Origin of the sequence: Micrococcus sp. SL257 (genome assembly GCF_026625585.1) — a bacterium.
GTDB classification, from domain to species: Bacteria; Actinomycetota; Actinomycetes; order Actinomycetales; family Micrococcaceae; genus Micrococcus; species Micrococcus luteus.
In genome coordinates this window covers 2,257,773-2,273,565 of sequence record NZ_CP113053.1, presented here as the reverse complement: position 1 = coordinate 2,273,565, position 15,793 = coordinate 2,257,773, and the positions used below count along the sequence as shown (strand labels likewise).

Below are 15,793 nucleotides of genomic sequence, written 5' to 3'. Positions count from 1 at the left end.
CGGAACCCTCCGAGGCACGCGGCCCTGTCGCGCCGGATCAGCGCTGCGCGTTGGAGGGTTCCCACAACCGGGTGAAGTCCTGGCCCAGGGCCGCCGTGGCCCGCCGCAGCCACGCCACGGACAGCCCGATCACCGCGTTGGGGTCCCCGTCCACGCCGTCCACGAGGGCCGCGCCCGCGCCGTCCACCGTGAACGCGCCCGCGCAGTGCAGCGGCTCGCCCGTGGCCACGTAGGCCTGGATCTCGGCCTCGGTGACGGCGCCGAAGCGCACGACGGCGGACACCACGCCCGCCTCCGCGGCCATCCCGGACCCGACCCCGGGCTCCGGCAGCACCAGGCCCAGCCAATGGCCCGAATGCAGCACGCCCTCCCGGCCGGCCTGGGCGCGCCAGCGCTCGACGGCGACCTCGGGCTCGTAGGGCTTGCCGTGGGCGCGGCCCTCGAACTCGAACACGGAGTCGCAGCCGAGCACGAGCGTGGGGGCCTCGACGCCGGCGCCCGCCACACGGGCGGCCACATCGCGGCCCTTGGCCTCCGCCAGCAGGCCCGCCAGCTCCGCCGGCGACGGGTCGCCCGCCGCCGCGCCCACGGCCGCCTCGTCCACTCCCGAGACGACGACGCGGAACGGCACCCGCGCCCGGGTCAGGACCTCCGCCCGGCCGGGGGAGGCCGAGCCGAGCACCAGCCGCAGGCTCATGCCGGGGCCGGCCGCGCCGTCGTCGTGCGGGATCACGCGAGCGCCTCCCGCAGGGTGTCCAGGCCCATGCCGCCCAGGCGCAGGGCCCGGGTGTGGAAGGCCTTGAGGTCGAAGTCGGCGCCCTCGGCCTGCTCGTGCTCGGCGCGGATCTGCTCCCAGATGCGCTGGCCCACCTTGTACGCCGGCGCCTGCCCCGGCCAGCCGAGGTAGCGCGTGAACTCGAAGCGGCGCTGGCCCTCGGAGATCATCAGGTGCTTGGCCAGGAACGCGTAGCCCTTCTCCGGGGTCCACGCGCCGCCGCCCTCGGACTCGGGGGCGTCGAAGCCGCAGTGGTAGCCGATGTCGAACACGACGCGGGCCGCGCGCATGCGCTGCATGTCCAGCATGCCGAGGTGGTCGCCCGGGTCGTCGAGGAAGCCGAGCTCCTCCATGAGCTTCTCCGCATACAGCGCCCAGCCCTCGCCGTGGCCGGACGTCCAGCAGAAGCTGCGGCGCCACAGGTTGAGGTTCGCCCGGTTCATCATGGCGGTGGCGATCTGCAGGTGATGGCCCGGCACGCCCTCGTGGTAGACCGTGGTGGTCTCCGCCCACGTGGTGAACTCGTCCTCGCCCGGGGGCACGGACCACCACATGCGGCCGGGCCGGGAGAAGTCGTCCGAGGGGCCGGTGTAGTAGATGCCGCCCTCCTGGGTGGGGGCGATCATGCACTCGAGCCGGTCCATCGGGGCCGGGATCTCGAAGTGCTCCTTCATGGCCTCGACCGCGTCGTCGGAGAGCCGCTGCATCCATGTGCGCAGGGCCTCGGTGCCCTTCAGGGTGCGCTCCGGGTCCGCGTCCAGGATCGCGCGCGCCTCCTCGATCGTGGCGCCCGGCCGGATGCGCTCGGCGTCCGCCTGCTGCGCGGCGATGATGCGGGCCAGCTCCTCCTGGCCCCAGCGGTAGGTCTCCTCGAGGTCGATCTCGGCGCCGAGGAAGACGCGGGAGGCCAGCCGGTAGTACTCGATCCCGACGCCGTCCGCCTCCGGGGCGTGCGGGCGCAGCTCGGCCTCGAGCGTGTCCGCGAAGTCGCGGTAGGCCTGCGCGGCGGTGTCCGCGCCGGAGCGGATGCGGGCGGCCAGGGCGCCGTCCACGACGTCGGCTGCCTCGGCCCGCTCGACCAGGCCCGGGAAGAACCCGCCCGCGGCGCCGTGGGCGCGGGCCTGCTCCACCACGATGTCCACCTGGCGCACCGCGGCCACGTGGCCGGCGTCGCGGGAGGCGAGCAGGGACTCCGTGTAGCCGCGCAGGGCGGCCGGCAGGTTCTCGAGGCGGCCGGCGATGTGGCCCCACTGCTCCGCGGTGTCCGTGGGCATGAGGTCGAAGACCGCGCGGATGCCCTGGGCAGGGGAGGCGATGTTGTTCAGCTCGGTGCGGCCGGTCGCGTGGATCTCCCGCTCGAGGCCGATGCGCTCCTGCATGGCCGCCTTCGTGACGCGGTCCGTCTCGTCCTGCGGCTCGAGCGCGGCCAAGTCCTCGAGCAGGCGGGCGTTGAGCTCGTCGTCGGCGCGGGCGCCGGCGGGGGAGAAGTCCGTGTACTCGGTCTCTCGGCCCGGGAAGCCGAGCTCGGTGGCGGTGTCCGGATGCAGGGCGAGGAGGTCGGCCACGTAGCGCTCGGCGAGCGCGTCGATGGCGGACGGGGTGCGGGCGCCGTCGGCGGCGGCCTCGGAGGTGTGCTGGGTCATACCGGCACTCTAGGCGCTGGCGCCCGCGTCCCGGCTCACTGCGGGCCCGCGCCCTGACGCCACTGGCCGCGGCCGGGCCGGGCCCACAGGCCCAGGTCGCCGCGACGGCGGAGCGTGCGGTCCAGGGGGCGGGGGTCGGCGGCCTCGGCGGCGAGCCGGGCGGCTTCGGCCCGGGCCGCGGCGGCCGCCTCGAGGACGGCGGCCAGTGCGGCCATCTCCTCCGGCTCCAACTCCGGGCCGCTGAGCTGCAGCGGGTCGGCCGACGGCGGCGTGGCCTGCGTCGACTCGTCGTTCTCGTCCGGGGCGCCCGGGCCCAGCAGGGCGCTCACAGCGGCATGTTCCCGTGCTTCTTGGCGGGGCGGGCCTCGCGCTTGTGCAGGGTGGCGCGCAGGGCGCGGATGAGCTGGCCGCGGGTGGCGTGCGGGGGCACCACGGCGTCCACGTAGCCCAGCTCGGCGGCCTGGTATGGGTTGAGCAGCTCGGCCTCGTAGTCGGCCACGATCTCGGCCCGGCGCGCGTCGACGTCGCCGCCCGCCTCCGCCGTCGCCTTCAGGTCGCGCCGGTACAGGATGTTCACGGCGCCCTGGGCGCCCATCACGCCGATCTGCGCGCTCGGCCAGGCCAGGTTCAGGTCGGCGCCGAGCTTCTTGGAGCCCATCACGATGTATGCGCCGCCGAAGGCCTTGCGCGTGATCACGGTCAGCTTCGGCACGGTGGCCTCGGCGTAGGCGTAGATCAGCTTGGCGCCGCGGCGGATGATGCCGTTGAACTCCTGGTCCGTGCCGGGCAGGAACCCGGGCACGTCCACGAGGGTGATGATCGGGATGTTGAACGCGTCGCAGAAGCGCACGAACCGCGCGGCCTTCTCCGAGGCGGCGATGTCCAGGGTGCCGGCGAACTGCAGCGGCTGGTTCGCGACGACGCCCACGCTCATGCCGTCCAGGCGGGCCAGTCCGGTGATCACGTTGGGCGCGTACAGCTCCTGCAGCTGCAGCAGGTGGCCCTCGTCCACGATCGAGGCGATGACCTCGAGCATGTCGTAGGGCTGGTTGGCGGAGTCCGGGATGATCTCGTCCAGGGCGAGGTCCTCGTCCGTGGGCTCCGGGTCCGCGGCCTCGAAGGTCGGGGCCTCTGCGAGGTTGTTGGAGGGCAGCAGCTCGAGCAGCTCCTGCACGTAGGCGATCGCGTCCTCCTCCGAGGAGGCCATGTAGTGGGCGGTGCCGGAGGTGGCGTTGTGCGAGCGGGCGCCGCCGAGGGTCTCCATGTCCACGTCCTCGCCCGTGACGGTCTTGATCACGTCCGGGCCGGTGATGAACATGTGCGAGGTCCGGTCCACCATCACCACGACGTCCGTCAGCGCCGGAGAATAGGCCGCGCCGCCGGCGGAGGGGCCCATGATCAGCGAGATCTGCGGGATCATGCCCGAGGCCAGGACGTTGTTCCGGAAGATGTCCGCGAACTGGGCGAGGGAGGCCACGCCCTCCTGGATGCGCGCGCCGCCGCCGTCGAGGATGCCGATCACGGGGCAGCCGTTGCGCGCGGCGAACTCCTGGACCTTCACGATCTTCTGGCCGTTGCGCTCGGACAGCGAGCCGCCGAACACGGTGAAGTCCTGGGAGTAGACGGCCACCTGGCGCCCGTCCACGGTGCCGAAGCCGGACACCAGGCCGTCGCCGGCCGGGTGCTTGGCGTCCATGCCGAACGCGGTGGTGCGGTGCACGGCCAGCGCGTCCAGCTCCACGAAGGAGCCCTCGTCCAGGAGGAGGTCGATCCGCTCGCGCGCGGTGTGCTTGCCGCGAGCGTGCTGGCGCTCGACGGCGTCCGGGCCGCCGGGCGCGGCCGTCGCCTCGAGCCGCCGATGCAGGTCGGCCAGCCGGCCGGCCGTGGTGGTCAGATCGGGATCGGTCACACGTCCTCCTTGTGGTGGTCCGCCAGATGCGGAGGCTCAGTCGGCCAGTGTACGGGCCGCCGCGGACGCCCTCCGTTGGAGGAAGCCCACAAACGGCGAGGACGTCGGCCCGGACCGCCCGTCCGCGCGTCCCGGCGGCGGATCGGCCCGCTCAGCCCGCCCCCGGGGACGCCGTGTATATCTAGGGGCATGCACCCCGACGACGCCCCCACACCGGACCTGACCTGGCTGGACTCCGCCGGCTCCACGCAGGATGAGCTCCTCGCGCGGCTGGACCGCGAGGGGCACCGGCACGGTGCGGCCGTGGCCACCGCGGACCAGCGGGCCGGCCGGGGTCGGCACTCCCGCGTGTGGAGCGCTGCCCCGGGGGCGGCGCTCGCCCTGTCCGTGTACCTGCGTCCCGAGTCCGGCGGGGTGCCGATCTCCCCGGCCCACCTGAGCTGGCTCTCGCTCGTCGCCTCCGCCACGGTCGCCGAGCGCCTCGCGGCCCGGGGCGTCCCGACGCACGTGAAGTGGCCGAACGATGTGCTCGCCACGGACGGGCGCAAGCTGTGCGGCGTGCTGGCCACGGTGGCGCTGTCCTCGGACGGCAAGGGGCCCGGCGTCGTCGTCGGGATGGGCGTGAACCTGGACCACCGCGGGGCCGCCCCGGTGGACACCGCCACGGATCTGGCGGAGTGGATCGGCGCGGACGCCGTGCCCGCGCCCCGGGACCTCGCGGTCGAGCTGCGCGACGCCGTCGTGGCGGCCGTGGACCGCTTCGCGGCGGGCGTGGCGGGGCAGACGGCGGCCGTGGACGGGCATCACCCCGCCGTGGCGGCCGTGGCGGACCGGCTCTCCACGCTGGGCCGCGCGGTGCGCGCCGAGCTGCCCGGCGGCGGCGTGCTGGAGGGCACGGCCGTGGGCCTCGGTCCCGGCGGCACCCTGTGCGTGAGGCACGTCACACCGGATCGTGGCACAATCGAGACCGAGGTCAGTGCGGGGGACGTGGCCCATCTGCGCGGAGACGTCCATCGCGGCGCATGACACACCCGTCCCGGTCAGGAGGTGACCGCCGTGCGACTCGAGCCCGGTGAGCAGGTGATGGTGCGCACCCGCACCCACCCGCGCGCGCTGCTGCGCCCCGCCGCGGTCCTCGTGGCCGTCGCGTTCCTGCTCGGCCTGGCCGTCGGCGTGCTCGCACGCCCCGACCTGCCCGGGATCGTCGCCGCGAACCGCGCTGTGCTCGAGGCGGCCGCGTGGGTGGTCGCGGCGCTCGTCCTGCTCCCCGGCACCGTCCGTCCGCTGTGGCGCTGGGTCGTCCGGCGCACCGTGGTCACCGACCGCCGCATCCTCCAGCGCGCCGGCGTCGGCGGCTCCGGGGCCGCCATGCCGCTCGTGTCCATCGCCGACGTGCAGCGGCGCCGCCGCGGCTCGGGCGCCGGAGACCTGCACATCCTCTTCCAGGAGCCCGCCCGCCAGGTCCACTGGCGGCTGCGCGACGTCCCCGAGGCCGCGCGCTTCGAGGAGGCCCTGGCCCACCTCACCCGCCAGGCCCGCACCGCAACCTGGCCCGCCCCCGCCCCGACAGGAGACCTCCGATGAGCCGTCCGGAGACACCGGACACCGCACCGCTGCCGATCGTCCCGCCGGCCGAGGACGAGACCGCCCGCGACGCCCAGGAGCGGTCCGCCCAGCCCGCCGGCTGGACGAGCGCGATGCGCACGCTCGACGCCGGCCTGGTGGTGGGCCCGCGCGCCTACACCTCACGGGAGGTGGCGCAGCGCCTCGGCGTCTCGATGGCCTCCGCCCGGAAGATCTGGCGTGCGCTGGGCTATCCGACGTCGCCGGAGGGGCACAAGGCCTTCACCGAGGCGGACATCGAGGCGTTCGAGTCCGTGCTCACGCTCGTGCGCTCGGGGACGCTGAACGAGGACACCGCCATCTCGCTGGCGCGCTCGATCGGGCAGATGACGGACCGCATGGTGGTGTGGCAGATCGAGGCGCTCGTGGAGGACAAGATCGCCTCCGAGGACCTGACGGACCCGGAGGCGCGGCGGGCCGTCGTCGACATGCTCCCGGACATGGTCGGACCGCTCGAGAAGGCCATGCGGATCGTCTACCGGCGCCAGCTCAACCGCGCCGTGCAGCGCCTGACCGTGCGCGTGGAGGCCGGGCTGGCGGCCAGCGCCCGGGGCCGCGACGGCTCCGAGTCGGACGCGCCGCTGCCGCTGGCCCGCGCCGTCGGCTTCGCGGACATGGTCTCCTACACGACGCTCTCCCGGACCATGGACGACCGGACGCTGGCCCGCATGGTGCTGCGCTTCGAGTCCCTCGCCGCGGAGACCATCTCGGCCGGCGGCGGCTGGCTCGTGAAGACCATCGGCGACGAGGTCATGTTCAACGCCGAGACCCCCGAGGCCGGCGCCGCGATCGCGCTCTCCCTGGCCGAGACCATCGCCGCGGACGAGGAGCTGCCCTCGGCGCGCGTCGCCCTGACATGGGGACGGGTGCTCTCCCGCATGGGGGACATCTACGGGCCCACCGTGAACCTCGCCGCGCGGCTGACGTCCCTGGCCGATCCGGGTACCGTGCTCGTGGACGCCATGACCGCTGCGGCCCTGTCCCGGGACGAGCGCTTCGTGCTCGTCCCGCAGCCGCCCAGGATCGTCCGCGGGTTCGGAGAGGTCCGCCCCTCCCTGCTCTTGGACGGGTCGGCCCAGACCCTGCTCGCCGACTGATCGAGGACCCCGTGGACCCCCGCCCCGAGACCCCGTCCGCGCCGCGGCCCCAGGCCGCGGGCGCCACCCACGTGGGCGCCGTCCGCGACCTGAACGAGGACGCGTGGACCCTCGTCGGGGAGCCGCTGGTGCTCGCCGCCGTGGCCGACGGCATGGGCGGGCACGAGGCCGGCGAGGTGGCCTCGGCCGCCGCGATCGAGACCCTGCGCCGCCGCGCCCCCGAGGTGCTCGCCCCGGGCACGGCCCACACGCCCCAGGAGCTCGGCCACCTGATCCACGAGGCGGACGCCGCCGTCGTCGAGGCCGGGCTGGGGCGCTCCGGCACCACCCTGACCGTCCTGGCCTGCCTGGACACGGAGCGCGGCCGCTGGGCCGTGGCGAACGTCGGCGACTCACGGGTGTACCTGCGGCCCGTCGGCTCGCCGGTGCTCCAGCAGCTCACGGTGGACCACTCGGCGGTCCAGATGCTCGTCGACGCGGGGGAGCTCACCCCCGCCGAAGCCCGCGTCCACCCGCGCCGCAACGTCATCACCCGCGCGCTCGGCTCGCGCGAGGCGCTCACGGTGGACGTGGCCGAGGTCCCCCTCGCCTCCGGGGACCTCGTCCTGCTGTGCAGCGACGGCCTGACCGGCGAGCTGCTGGACGAGGAGATCCGCGCGCTGATCGACGACGCCGACACCCTCGAGGACGCCCTCGAGAAGCTCATCGGCGCCGCCCTGTGGCGCGGCGGCCGGGACAACATCACGGCGGTGCTCGTGCGCATCCCCTGACCCGGGTGCGCCGTCCGGGACGCCGACTACGCTGGGCCGGGTGAGCACCCCCAAGGAATCCGCCGCCCAGCCCGATCCGCAGGACATCCCCGCCGCGGACCTGCGGGAGGAGTACGAGGACCTCGTGGAGCGGGTCCGCGCCGCCCGGACCGCCTACTACCAGCGGGACGCCCCGGAGATCTCGGACGCCGAGTACGACGCGCTGTACCGCCGCCTCGAGGACCTCGAGGCCCTGCACCCCGAGCTCGTGGCCAACGACTCGCCCACCCAGGAGGTCGGCGGCGAGGTCTCGGAGGCGTTCGCCCCCGTCCGGCACGGGGCCCGCATGTACTCGCTCGAGGACCTGTTCTCCGTCGAGGAGCTCGAGGTCTGGTTCCGCCGTGCGGCGCAGGCCCTGACGCAGGTGCGGCCGGGCGTGGCGCCCCGCTGGCTCGTGGAGGTGAAGATCGACGGGCTCGCCGTCGCGCTGCGCTACCGGGACGGGCGGCTCGTGCAGGCCGCCACCCGCGGTGACGGCGTCACGGGCGAGGACGTCACCGCCAACGTGCGCACCATCGGGGACATCCCGCACGAGCTCTCCGGCGAGGGCTGGCCCGCCGAGTTCGAGGTGCGCGGCGAGGTGTTCATGTCCTCCGCCGCCTTCGCCGAGCTCAACGCGCGCCGTGCGGAGGAGGGCCAGACGCCGTTCGCGAACCCGCGCAACGCCGCCGCCGGCGCCCTGCGTCAGAAGGACCCGGCGGTCACCGCGCAGCGCCCGCTGGCCATGTTCGTGCACGGCATCGGCTCGGTCGAGGCGTTCGGGGTGGAGTCCCAGCACGAGGTGTACGACGCGCTCGCGGGCTGGGGCCTGCCCGTGAGCCCCTACACCCGCGTGGTGGAGGGTGCGGACGAGGAGGCGTTGGCCGCCGTCGTCGCGGTGATCGAGGAGTACGGCCGGCGCCGGCACGAGCTGATCCACGAGATCGACGGCATCGTGGTGAAGGCGGACGCGTTCGCGGACCAGCGCTACCTCGGCCACACCTCCCGCGTGCCCCGCTGGGCGGCGGCGTACAAGTACCCGCCGGAGGAGGTGCACACGCTGCTGCGGGACATCGCGGTCTCGGTGGGCCGCACCGGTCGGGTGACCCCGTTCGCGGTGTTGGAGCCGGTCACCGTGGCCGGGTCCACCGTCTCTCTGGCCACCCTGCACAACCAGGACGTGGTCAAGGCCAAGGGCGTGCTGATCGGGGACACCGTGGTGGTGCGCAAGGCCGGGGACGTGATCCCCGAGGTCGTGGGCCCCGTGCTGCCGCTGCGCGAGAAGGCGATCGAGGCGGGCCGGGAGCTGCGCGAGTTCGTCATGCCCGCGCACTGCCCCTCGTGCGGCACGCCGCTGGCCCCGGCCAAGGAGGGGGACGTGGACCTGCGCTGCCCCAACGCCCGCTCCTGCCCGGCCCAGCTGGCCGGCCGCGTCGAGCACCTGGCCAGCCGCGGCGCCTTCGACGTGGAGGCGCTCGGCGAGGAGGCCGCCCGCTGGCTCGTCCAGGGCCCCGGCGAGGACCCGGCCGAGCACGAGGGGCAGGTGCGCCCCGAGGGTCCCGGCCCCATCACGGCGGAGGCGCAGATCTTCGACCTCGCCTCCGGCACGCCGGAGGAGATCACGGGCCCCCGCGGCGAGGACGGGCTGACGGACCTGCAGCGCTCCCTCGGCGAGGTCCGCGTGTGGCGCGAGGGCCGTACGAAGGTGGACGGCCGCATGGTGCCCTCGGGCGTGTTCACGCTCAAGCCGTACTTCTTCACCGCCGGCACCGCGAAGAAGCCGTCCGCGCCCACGGCCAACACGCTCCGCCTGTTCGACGAGCTCGAGAAGGCCAAGTCCCAGCCGCTGTGGCGCACCCTCGTGGCGCTGTCCATCCGGCACGTGGGCCCGACGGCGGCCCGCTCGCTGGCCACGGCGTTCGGTTCGATGGCGGCGCTGCGCGCGGCGGCCGAGGCCGGCGACCGGGACCGGCTGGCCGAGATCGACGGCGTCGGTCCGATCATCGCGGACGCGCTCATCGAGTGGTTCGCCGAGGACTGGCACCGGGAGATCGTGGACCGCTGGGCCGCGGCGGGTGTGGCCATGGAGGACGAGCAGGACGAGTCCACCCCGCGCACGCTCGAGGGCCTGACCGTGGTGGTCACCGGCTCGCTCGAGGGCTTCTCCCGCGACTCCGCGAAGGAGGCGATCCTCGTGCGCGGCGGCAGGGCCTCCGGGTCCGTGTCCAAGAAGACCGACTTCCTGGTGGCCGGCGAGGCCGCCGGCTCCAAGCTGGACAAGGCGCAGTCCCTCGGCGTGCCCGTGCTGGACGAGGCCGGGTTCACGGCGCTGCTGGCCGGTGGCCCGGACGCCGTGCGCCCGGCGGGCACGGACGACGCCACCGACGACGCCGCAGAGGGGGAGGCCTCGGCATGAGCGCGCGCACCACGGTCCCGGGCCTGCTCGTGGTCGCCAAGGCCGCCGCGCGCGCCGGCGCGGACGTCCTGGCCCGGCGCTGGACCGGTCACCACCCGGCCGTCCCGCTGGGCATCGAGGAGATCGGCGCGCAGACGAAGTCCTCCGGCTCCGACTGGGTCACCGACTACGACCGCCGCGCCGAGCAGGCCGTCCGGGAGGTCGTCGCCGGCTACCGCCCCTCGGACGAGATCACCGGCGAGGAGTACGGCGCCACCCGTCCGGCCGAGCCGTCCGGGTACCGCTGGTCCATCGACCCGCTGGATGGCACCACGAACTTCGTGCGCGGGCTTCCGCAGTTCTGCACCTCGGTGGCCGTCACCGGCCCGGTGGACGCCGAGACCGCCGACCTGCTGGGGGTGGCCGAGGGCACCGAACGCTGGCTGGCCGGCGTCGTGGCGGCGCCCGCGCTGGGGCGCACCTGGTACGCGAGCGCGGGCCGGGGCGCCTTCAGCACCGCGGACGCGACGACGGCGGGCGTGGACCTGCCCGACCGCGATGCCGCCCCCGTGCGGCTCACCGGTCCCCTGCCCGGACGCTCGGGGCGACTGCTCGCCACCGGCTTCGGCTACGACCCCGCCCGCCGGGCCCTGCAGGTGCGGGCGCTCGCGGCCCTGCTGCCCGCGTTCGGGGACGTGCGACGGATCGGCTCGGCGGCGCTGGACCTGTGCATGGTCGCCGACGGCACCCTGGACGCGTACGCCGAGTTCGGCACGCAGGAGTACGACTGGGCCGCCGGCGCGTTGGTGGCGGAGGAGGCCGGCGTCGCGGTGACGCGGCCCGCCTCGGCGGACGGCACGGCACATCCTGACTGGATGGTGGCCGGCGACGTGGACGGGTCCGCCCTGGCCGCCATGACGGGGGAGAGGGCATGAGGCGGATCGTCGGAGACCCGTGGTTCTACCCGGTCCTGTTCGTGGCCGGCGGACTGACGTTCATGATCGCGGGGACGCGCCTGCAGCAGGTCGGCATGATCGTGGCCGGGCTCGTCCTGGCCGGCTACGCGGTCACGTACCGGTGGGCGGTCCGGGTCCGCTCGCGGCCGTTCGCCGGCGCGCAGGCGCACGTCGAGCGCGGCGGCGTCGTCGTGTTCTGGCGGCCGGGCTGTTCGTTCACGAGGCGGCTGGTCAAGGAACTGACGGCGCAGGAGCGGGAGCGCGCCTACTGGGTGAACATCTGGCAGGAGCCGGCGGCCGCGACGTTCCTCGAAGGGCTGCACGAGGCGCGCGACGGCCACCCCCACCAGGCCGTGCCCACCGCCTGGCTGCGTCGGCGCGACTACGTCGTGGCCACGGACGCGACCCGCGCCCGCCTGAAGGACACGCTGCGCCAGCGCGCCGGAGGTGACGCATGAGCGCCCTCGTCCGCCCGCTGCGCCCCGAGGACCACGAGGCGGTCGCCGAGCTCACCCTGGCGTCCTATGTCGACGGCGGCCACATCGCCCCCGACGACGCCTACGTGAAGACCCTCATGGACGTGGCCGACCGGGCCGGCCGCGCGGAGGTGCTCGTGGCCGAGGTCGACGGCGAGGTGGCCGGGTCAGTGGTGCTCACCCCGCCCGGCTCGCCCCTGGCCGAGACCTCCGGCGACGGGGAGTACGAGTTCCGCATGCTCGCCGTGCACCCGCGGTTCCACCGCCGCGGGGTGGGCGGCGCCCTGCTGGCCGAGATCGTGGCGCGGGCCCGCGCCGAGGAGGGCGTGGACGCCGTCGTGCTGACCACCATGCCCTCCATGACCGGCGCGCACCGGATGTACGAGCGCGCCGGCTTCGTGCGCGTCCCGCAGCGCGACTGGTTCCTCGCGGACGTGGTGCCGGACCTCGATCCGGCCGACGAGACCGGCCCGTTCCTCGTCTACCGGCTCGCGCTGGACTGACCCCGGGCGGGACATCGGCACCGGGACCCCATTCGGGGCGGGAAATCCCTGTCATGCGGGCCCGGAGCGCCGCGGTGGGGTGGATCTCCCGCCTCGAAGCGGTGGCGGCGGCCGGGCAGGCCCCGGCACTAGACTCGATTCCGATGTGGCCGCCGCCGCGCCGGCGTCGTCCACCCCGCCCCGACCCGTCACACGAGGAGATCCATGCCTGAGATCACCCGGGATCAGGTGGAGCATCTGGCTCGCCTGGCCCACATCCGGATGACCGACAAGGAGCTGGACACGATGTCCGGCGACCTGGAGAAGATCCTGGAGCACGTCTCCGCGGTCCAGGCCGCCGCGGGCGACGACGTGACGCCGACGTCCCACCCCATCGCGTTGCAGAACGTGTTCCGCGAGGATGTGCCCGCCGGCATGCTCACGCAGGAGGAGGCCCTCGACCAGGCGCCGGACTCCGAGGACGGCCAGTTCAAGGTCCCCGCCATCCTGGACGGAGAGTGATCACCCCCATGACCGAGACGTTCGACGTGAACGCGACCCTCGGCGCCGACGAGCTCGTCCGGCTCACCGCGCTGCAGATGGCCGAGCGCCTGCGCGCCGGCACCACCACCTCCGTGGAGCTCGTCCAGGCCCACCTGGACCGCATCGCGGCCCACGACGGCGACGTGCGCGCCGACGCCGACGGCGACCGCGGCGTGCGCGCCTACCTCCACGTGAACACGGACGAGGCCCTCGCCGTCGCCGCCGAGGTGGACGCGATCCGCGCCGCCGGCGGCCCCGAGGCCGACGCCCTGCACCCGCTGGCCGGCGTGCCCGTGGCCGTGAAGGACAACATCGTCACCCGCGGGCAGCCGACCACGGCCGCCTCCCGCATGCTCGAGGGCTGGCTCAGCCCGTACGACGCCACGGTGGTGGCCCGCCTCCGCGAGGCCCGCCTGCCGATCCTCGGCAAGACCAACCTCGACGAGTTCGCGATGGGCGGCTCCACCGAGCACTCCGCGTTCGGCATCACCCGCAACCCGTGGGACGGGGACCGCGTGCCCGGCGGCTCGGGCGGCGGGTCGGCGGCCGCCGTCGCCGCCTTCCTGGCCCCCTTCGCCCTCGGCTCGGACACGGGCGGATCCGTCCGTGAGCCCGCCGCGTTCACCGGCACGGTCGGCGTGAAGCCCACCTACGGCGCCGTGTCCCGGTACGGCCTGATCGCCATGGCCTCCTCGCTGGACCAGATCGGCCCCGCCGCCCGCACCGTGGCGGACGCCGCGGCGCTGCAGCAGGTCATCGGCGGCCACGACCCGCAGGACTCCACGTCCCTGGCCGACGCGCCGGCGGACCTGACCGCCGCGGCCCGCGGCCGTGACCTGGCGGGGCTGCGCATCGGCGTCGTGACGGACCTGCCGGCGGAGGCGTTCCACCCGGGCATCCGGGCCGGTTTCGACGAGCACGTCGCGGCCCTGCGTGAGGCCGGCGCGGAGATCGTGGAGGTCTCCTGCCCCAGCTTCGACGCCGCCCTCGGCGCGTACTACCTGATCATGCCCTCGGAGGCCTCCTCCAACCTGGCCCGCTTCGACGGCGTCCGCTACGGCCACCGCGTGGTGCCCGACGGCGGCGGCACGATCGAGCAGGTCATGGGCGCCACCCGCGCCGCCGGCTTCGGCGCCGAGGTCAAGCGCCGCATCATCCTGGGCACCTACGCGCTGTCCGCCGGCTACTACGACGCCTACTACGGCTCCGCGCAGAAGGTCCGCACGCTCGTGCAGGAGGACTTCGCCCGCGCCTTCGAGCAGGTGGACGTCATCCTCACGCCCACCGCGCCGACCCCGGCGTTCGAGCTGGGCGCGAAGACGGACGACCCGATGACCATGTACGTCAACGACCTCGCAACCATCCCGGCCAACCTCGCCGGCATCCCGGGCATGTCCGTGCCGGGTGGCGTCGTCGACGGGCTGCCCTACGGCCTGCAGCTGATGGCACCGGCGCGCGAGGACGCGCGCCTGTACGAGGCCGGCGCCGCGCTCGAACGCCTCGTGGCCCAGCGCCGGGGCGGGCTGGTGTGGGCCGAGGCCCCCGAGCTGGAGAAGGGCGCGCAGCGCGCCACCATTGCGACCACGGCAGGAGGCCGGGCATGAGCCACGCAGAGCAGACCATGGACTTCGCGGAGGCGATGGAGCGCTTCGACCCCGTGCTGGGCTTCGAGGTGCACGTGGAGCTGAACACCGCCACGAAGATCTTCTCCTCGGCGCCCAACGCGTTCGGCGACGAGCCGAACACGAACGTGACCCCGCTCGACCTCGGCCTGCCGGGCACCCTGCCGGTGCTCAACCGCAAGGTCGTGGAGTACGCGATCCGCCTGGGCGTGGCCCTGGACGCGCAGGTCGCCGAGACCTGCCGGTTCGCGCGGAAGAACTACTTCTACCCGGACACGCCGAAGAACTTCCAGACCTCCCAGTACGACGAGCCGATCGTCTTCGACGGCCACCTGGACGTCGAGTTGGAGGACGGTGAGGTCTTCCGCGTGGAGATCGAGCGCGCGCACCTCGAGGACGACGCCGGCAAGCTCACCCACGTGGGCGGCTCCGGGCGGATCCAGGGCGCCTCCGCGTCCCTCGTCGACTACAACCGTGCGGGCGTGCCGCTCATCGAGATCGTCACCAAGCCGATCGTCGGCGCCGGTGCGCGGGCCCCCGAGCTGGCCCGCGCCTACGTCACCGCGATCCGGGACATCGTGCAGGCCATCGACATCTCCGACGCGCGGATGGAGCGCGGCAACGTCCGTTGCGACGCGAACGTCTCGCTGATGCCCAAGGGCGCCACCGAGTTCGGCACCCGCACCGAGACGAAGAACGTGAACTCCACGCGCGCCGTGCAGCACGCGGTCACCCACGAGATCCAGCGCCAGGCCGCGGTGCTCGCCGCGGGCGGCACCGTGACGCAGGAGACCCGCCACTGGCACGAGGACACCCGCAGCACTACCTCGGGCCGCCCGAAGTCGGACGCGGACGACTACCGGTACTTCCCGGAGCCGGACCTCGTGCCCGTGCACGTGGACGCCGGGTGGGTCGAGCGCGTGCGCGCGGCCATGCCCGAGCTTCCGGCCGTGCGGAACAAGCGGCTCAAGGCCGAGTGGGGCTTCTCGGACGAGGAGTTCCGCGACGTCGTCAACGCCGGCGTCCTGGACGAGATCGTCGCGACCGTGGAGGCCGGCGCCTCCGCGGCGGCCGCCCGCAAGTGGTGGATGGGCGAGATCGCCCGCCTGGCGAACGTCCGCGAGGTCGCCGTCGCCGAGCTGGGGATCACCCCGGCGCACGTGGTGGAGGTCGAGGAGCTGATCGCCGCGAAGACGATCAACGACAAGATCGCCAAGCAGGTGCTCGGTCTGGTGGCCGACGGCGAGGGCGCCCCGAAGGAGGTCGTCGCGGCGAAGGGCCTGGCCGTGGTGTCCGACGACGGCGCGCTCACCGAGGCCGTCGACGCCGCGATCGCCGCCAACCCGGACGTGGCCGAGAAGATCAAGGGCGGCAAGATGGCCGCCGTCGGCGCCCTGATCGGCCCGGTCATGAAGGCCACCCGCGGGCAGGCCGACGCCGGCCGCGTCCGCGAGATCGTGCTGGAGCGCCTGGGCGTGTCCTGA

Annotated in this window: 15 protein-coding genes; 11 read left to right on the top strand and 4 right to left on the bottom strand. The window is 74.3% G+C overall.

The window, feature by feature from the left end:
* Nucleotides 1-37: 37 nt before the first annotated feature.
* The 4 genes from OVA32_RS10550 to OVA32_RS10535 are packed head-to-tail and all read right to left on the bottom strand — an operon-like array spanning nucleotide 38 to nucleotide 4,327.
* Complete coding sequence (locus tag OVA32_RS10550; RefSeq protein ID WP_247298190.1) at nucleotides 38-733, bottom strand: Maf family protein; 696 nt, start codon at nucleotides 731-733, stop codon at nucleotides 38-40.
* Nucleotides 730-2,418, bottom strand: a complete 1,689-nt coding sequence (locus OVA32_RS10545) for a DUF885 domain-containing protein (RefSeq protein WP_217564777.1) — start codon at nucleotides 2,416-2,418, stop codon at nucleotides 730-732. The genes OVA32_RS10550 and OVA32_RS10545 overlap by 4 nt, the downstream gene beginning before the upstream one ends.
* 35 nt (nucleotides 2,419-2,453) lie before the next feature.
* Complete coding sequence (locus OVA32_RS10540) at nucleotides 2,454-2,747, bottom strand: hypothetical protein (RefSeq protein ID WP_235187762.1); 294 nt, start codon at nucleotides 2,745-2,747, stop codon at nucleotides 2,454-2,456.
* Complete coding sequence (locus OVA32_RS10535) at nucleotides 2,744-4,327, bottom strand: acyl-CoA carboxylase subunit beta (protein ID WP_020625510.1); 1,584 nt, start codon at nucleotides 4,325-4,327, stop codon at nucleotides 2,744-2,746. Before OVA32_RS10535 ends, OVA32_RS10540 begins: the two co-directional genes overlap by 4 nt.
* A 189-nt stretch (nucleotides 4,328-4,516) precedes the next feature.
* Here OVA32_RS10535 and OVA32_RS10530 point away from each other — a divergent pair, with 189 nt between their 5' ends.
* The 11 genes from OVA32_RS10530 (at nucleotide 4,517) to gatB (ending at nucleotide 15,793) form a co-directional block, all read left to right on the top strand.
* Nucleotides 4,517-5,353: a biotin--[acetyl-CoA-carboxylase] ligase gene (locus tag OVA32_RS10530; protein ID WP_230277912.1), complete on the top strand. Its 837-nt coding sequence runs from the start codon at nucleotides 4,517-4,519 to the stop codon at nucleotides 5,351-5,353.
* A gap of 30 nt (nucleotides 5,354-5,383) precedes the next feature.
* Nucleotides 5,384-5,911, top strand: coding sequence for a PH domain-containing protein (locus OVA32_RS10525; protein WP_230277913.1), 528 nt, complete (start codon nucleotides 5,384-5,386; stop codon nucleotides 5,909-5,911).
* Entirely contained in the window at nucleotides 5,908-7,047 is a 1,140-nt protein-coding gene (locus tag OVA32_RS10520; protein ID WP_170747777.1) for an adenylate/guanylate cyclase domain-containing protein, read from the top strand. Before OVA32_RS10525 ends, OVA32_RS10520 begins: the two co-directional genes overlap by 4 nt.
* Nucleotides 7,048-7,058: 11 nt before the next feature.
* Complete coding sequence (locus OVA32_RS10515; RefSeq protein WP_020625514.1) at nucleotides 7,059-7,817, top strand: PP2C family protein-serine/threonine phosphatase; 759 nt, start codon at nucleotides 7,059-7,061, stop codon at nucleotides 7,815-7,817.
* Nucleotides 7,818-7,857: 40 nt separating this feature from the next.
* Nucleotides 7,858-10,251, top strand: coding sequence for an NAD-dependent DNA ligase LigA (gene ligA, locus OVA32_RS10510; RefSeq protein WP_267714369.1), 2,394 nt, complete (start codon nucleotides 7,858-7,860; stop codon nucleotides 10,249-10,251).
* Nucleotides 10,248-11,165, top strand: a complete 918-nt coding sequence (locus OVA32_RS10505; protein WP_078025706.1) for an inositol monophosphatase family protein — start codon at nucleotides 10,248-10,250, stop codon at nucleotides 11,163-11,165. Before ligA ends, OVA32_RS10505 begins: the two co-directional genes overlap by 4 nt.
* Complete coding sequence (locus OVA32_RS10500; RefSeq protein WP_020625517.1) at nucleotides 11,162-11,644, top strand: hypothetical protein; 483 nt, start codon at nucleotides 11,162-11,164, stop codon at nucleotides 11,642-11,644. Before OVA32_RS10505 ends, OVA32_RS10500 begins: the two co-directional genes overlap by 4 nt.
* A complete protein-coding gene (locus OVA32_RS10495; RefSeq protein ID WP_020625518.1) occupies nucleotides 11,641-12,165 on the top strand; it encodes a GNAT family N-acetyltransferase in 525 nt (174 codons plus the stop codon). The genes OVA32_RS10500 and OVA32_RS10495 overlap by 4 nt, the downstream gene beginning before the upstream one ends.
* Before the next feature lie 204 nt (nucleotides 12,166-12,369).
* Nucleotides 12,370-12,666, top strand: coding sequence for an Asp-tRNA(Asn)/Glu-tRNA(Gln) amidotransferase subunit GatC (gatC, locus tag OVA32_RS10490; protein ID WP_041103540.1), 297 nt, complete (start codon nucleotides 12,370-12,372; stop codon nucleotides 12,664-12,666).
* Between the two features lie 8 nt (nucleotides 12,667-12,674).
* Nucleotides 12,675-14,291, top strand: coding sequence for an Asp-tRNA(Asn)/Glu-tRNA(Gln) amidotransferase subunit GatA (gatA, locus tag OVA32_RS10485; protein ID WP_267714364.1), 1,617 nt, complete (start codon nucleotides 12,675-12,677; stop codon nucleotides 14,289-14,291).
* A complete protein-coding gene (gene gatB, locus OVA32_RS10480; protein ID WP_041103538.1) occupies nucleotides 14,288-15,793 on the top strand; it encodes an Asp-tRNA(Asn)/Glu-tRNA(Gln) amidotransferase subunit GatB in 1,506 nt (501 codons plus the stop codon). Before gatA ends, gatB begins: the two co-directional genes overlap by 4 nt.

Coding starts and splice junctions, on each gene's coding strand:
- OVA32_RS10545 (WP_217564777.1), bottom strand. CDS start 2,418: ATGACCCAGCACACCTCCGAGGCCGCCGCCGACGGCGCCCGCACCCCG.
- OVA32_RS10530 (WP_230277912.1), top strand. CDS start 4,517: ATGCACCCCGACGACGCCCCCACACCGGACCTGACCTGGCTGGACTCC.
- OVA32_RS10520 (WP_170747777.1), top strand. CDS start 5,908: ATGAGCCGTCCGGAGACACCGGACACCGCACCGCTGCCGATCGTCCCG.
- OVA32_RS10505 (WP_078025706.1), top strand. CDS start 10,248: ATGAGCGCGCGCACCACGGTCCCGGGCCTGCTCGTGGTCGCCAAGGCC.
- OVA32_RS10500 (WP_020625517.1), top strand. CDS start 11,162: ATGAGGCGGATCGTCGGAGACCCGTGGTTCTACCCGGTCCTGTTCGTG.
- OVA32_RS10495 (WP_020625518.1), top strand. CDS start 11,641: ATGAGCGCCCTCGTCCGCCCGCTGCGCCCCGAGGACCACGAGGCGGTC.
- gatC (WP_041103540.1), top strand. CDS start 12,370: ATGCCTGAGATCACCCGGGATCAGGTGGAGCATCTGGCTCGCCTGGCC.
- gatA (WP_267714364.1), top strand. CDS start 12,675: ATGACCGAGACGTTCGACGTGAACGCGACCCTCGGCGCCGACGAGCTC.
- gatB (WP_041103538.1), top strand. CDS start 14,288: ATGAGCCACGCAGAGCAGACCATGGACTTCGCGGAGGCGATGGAGCGC.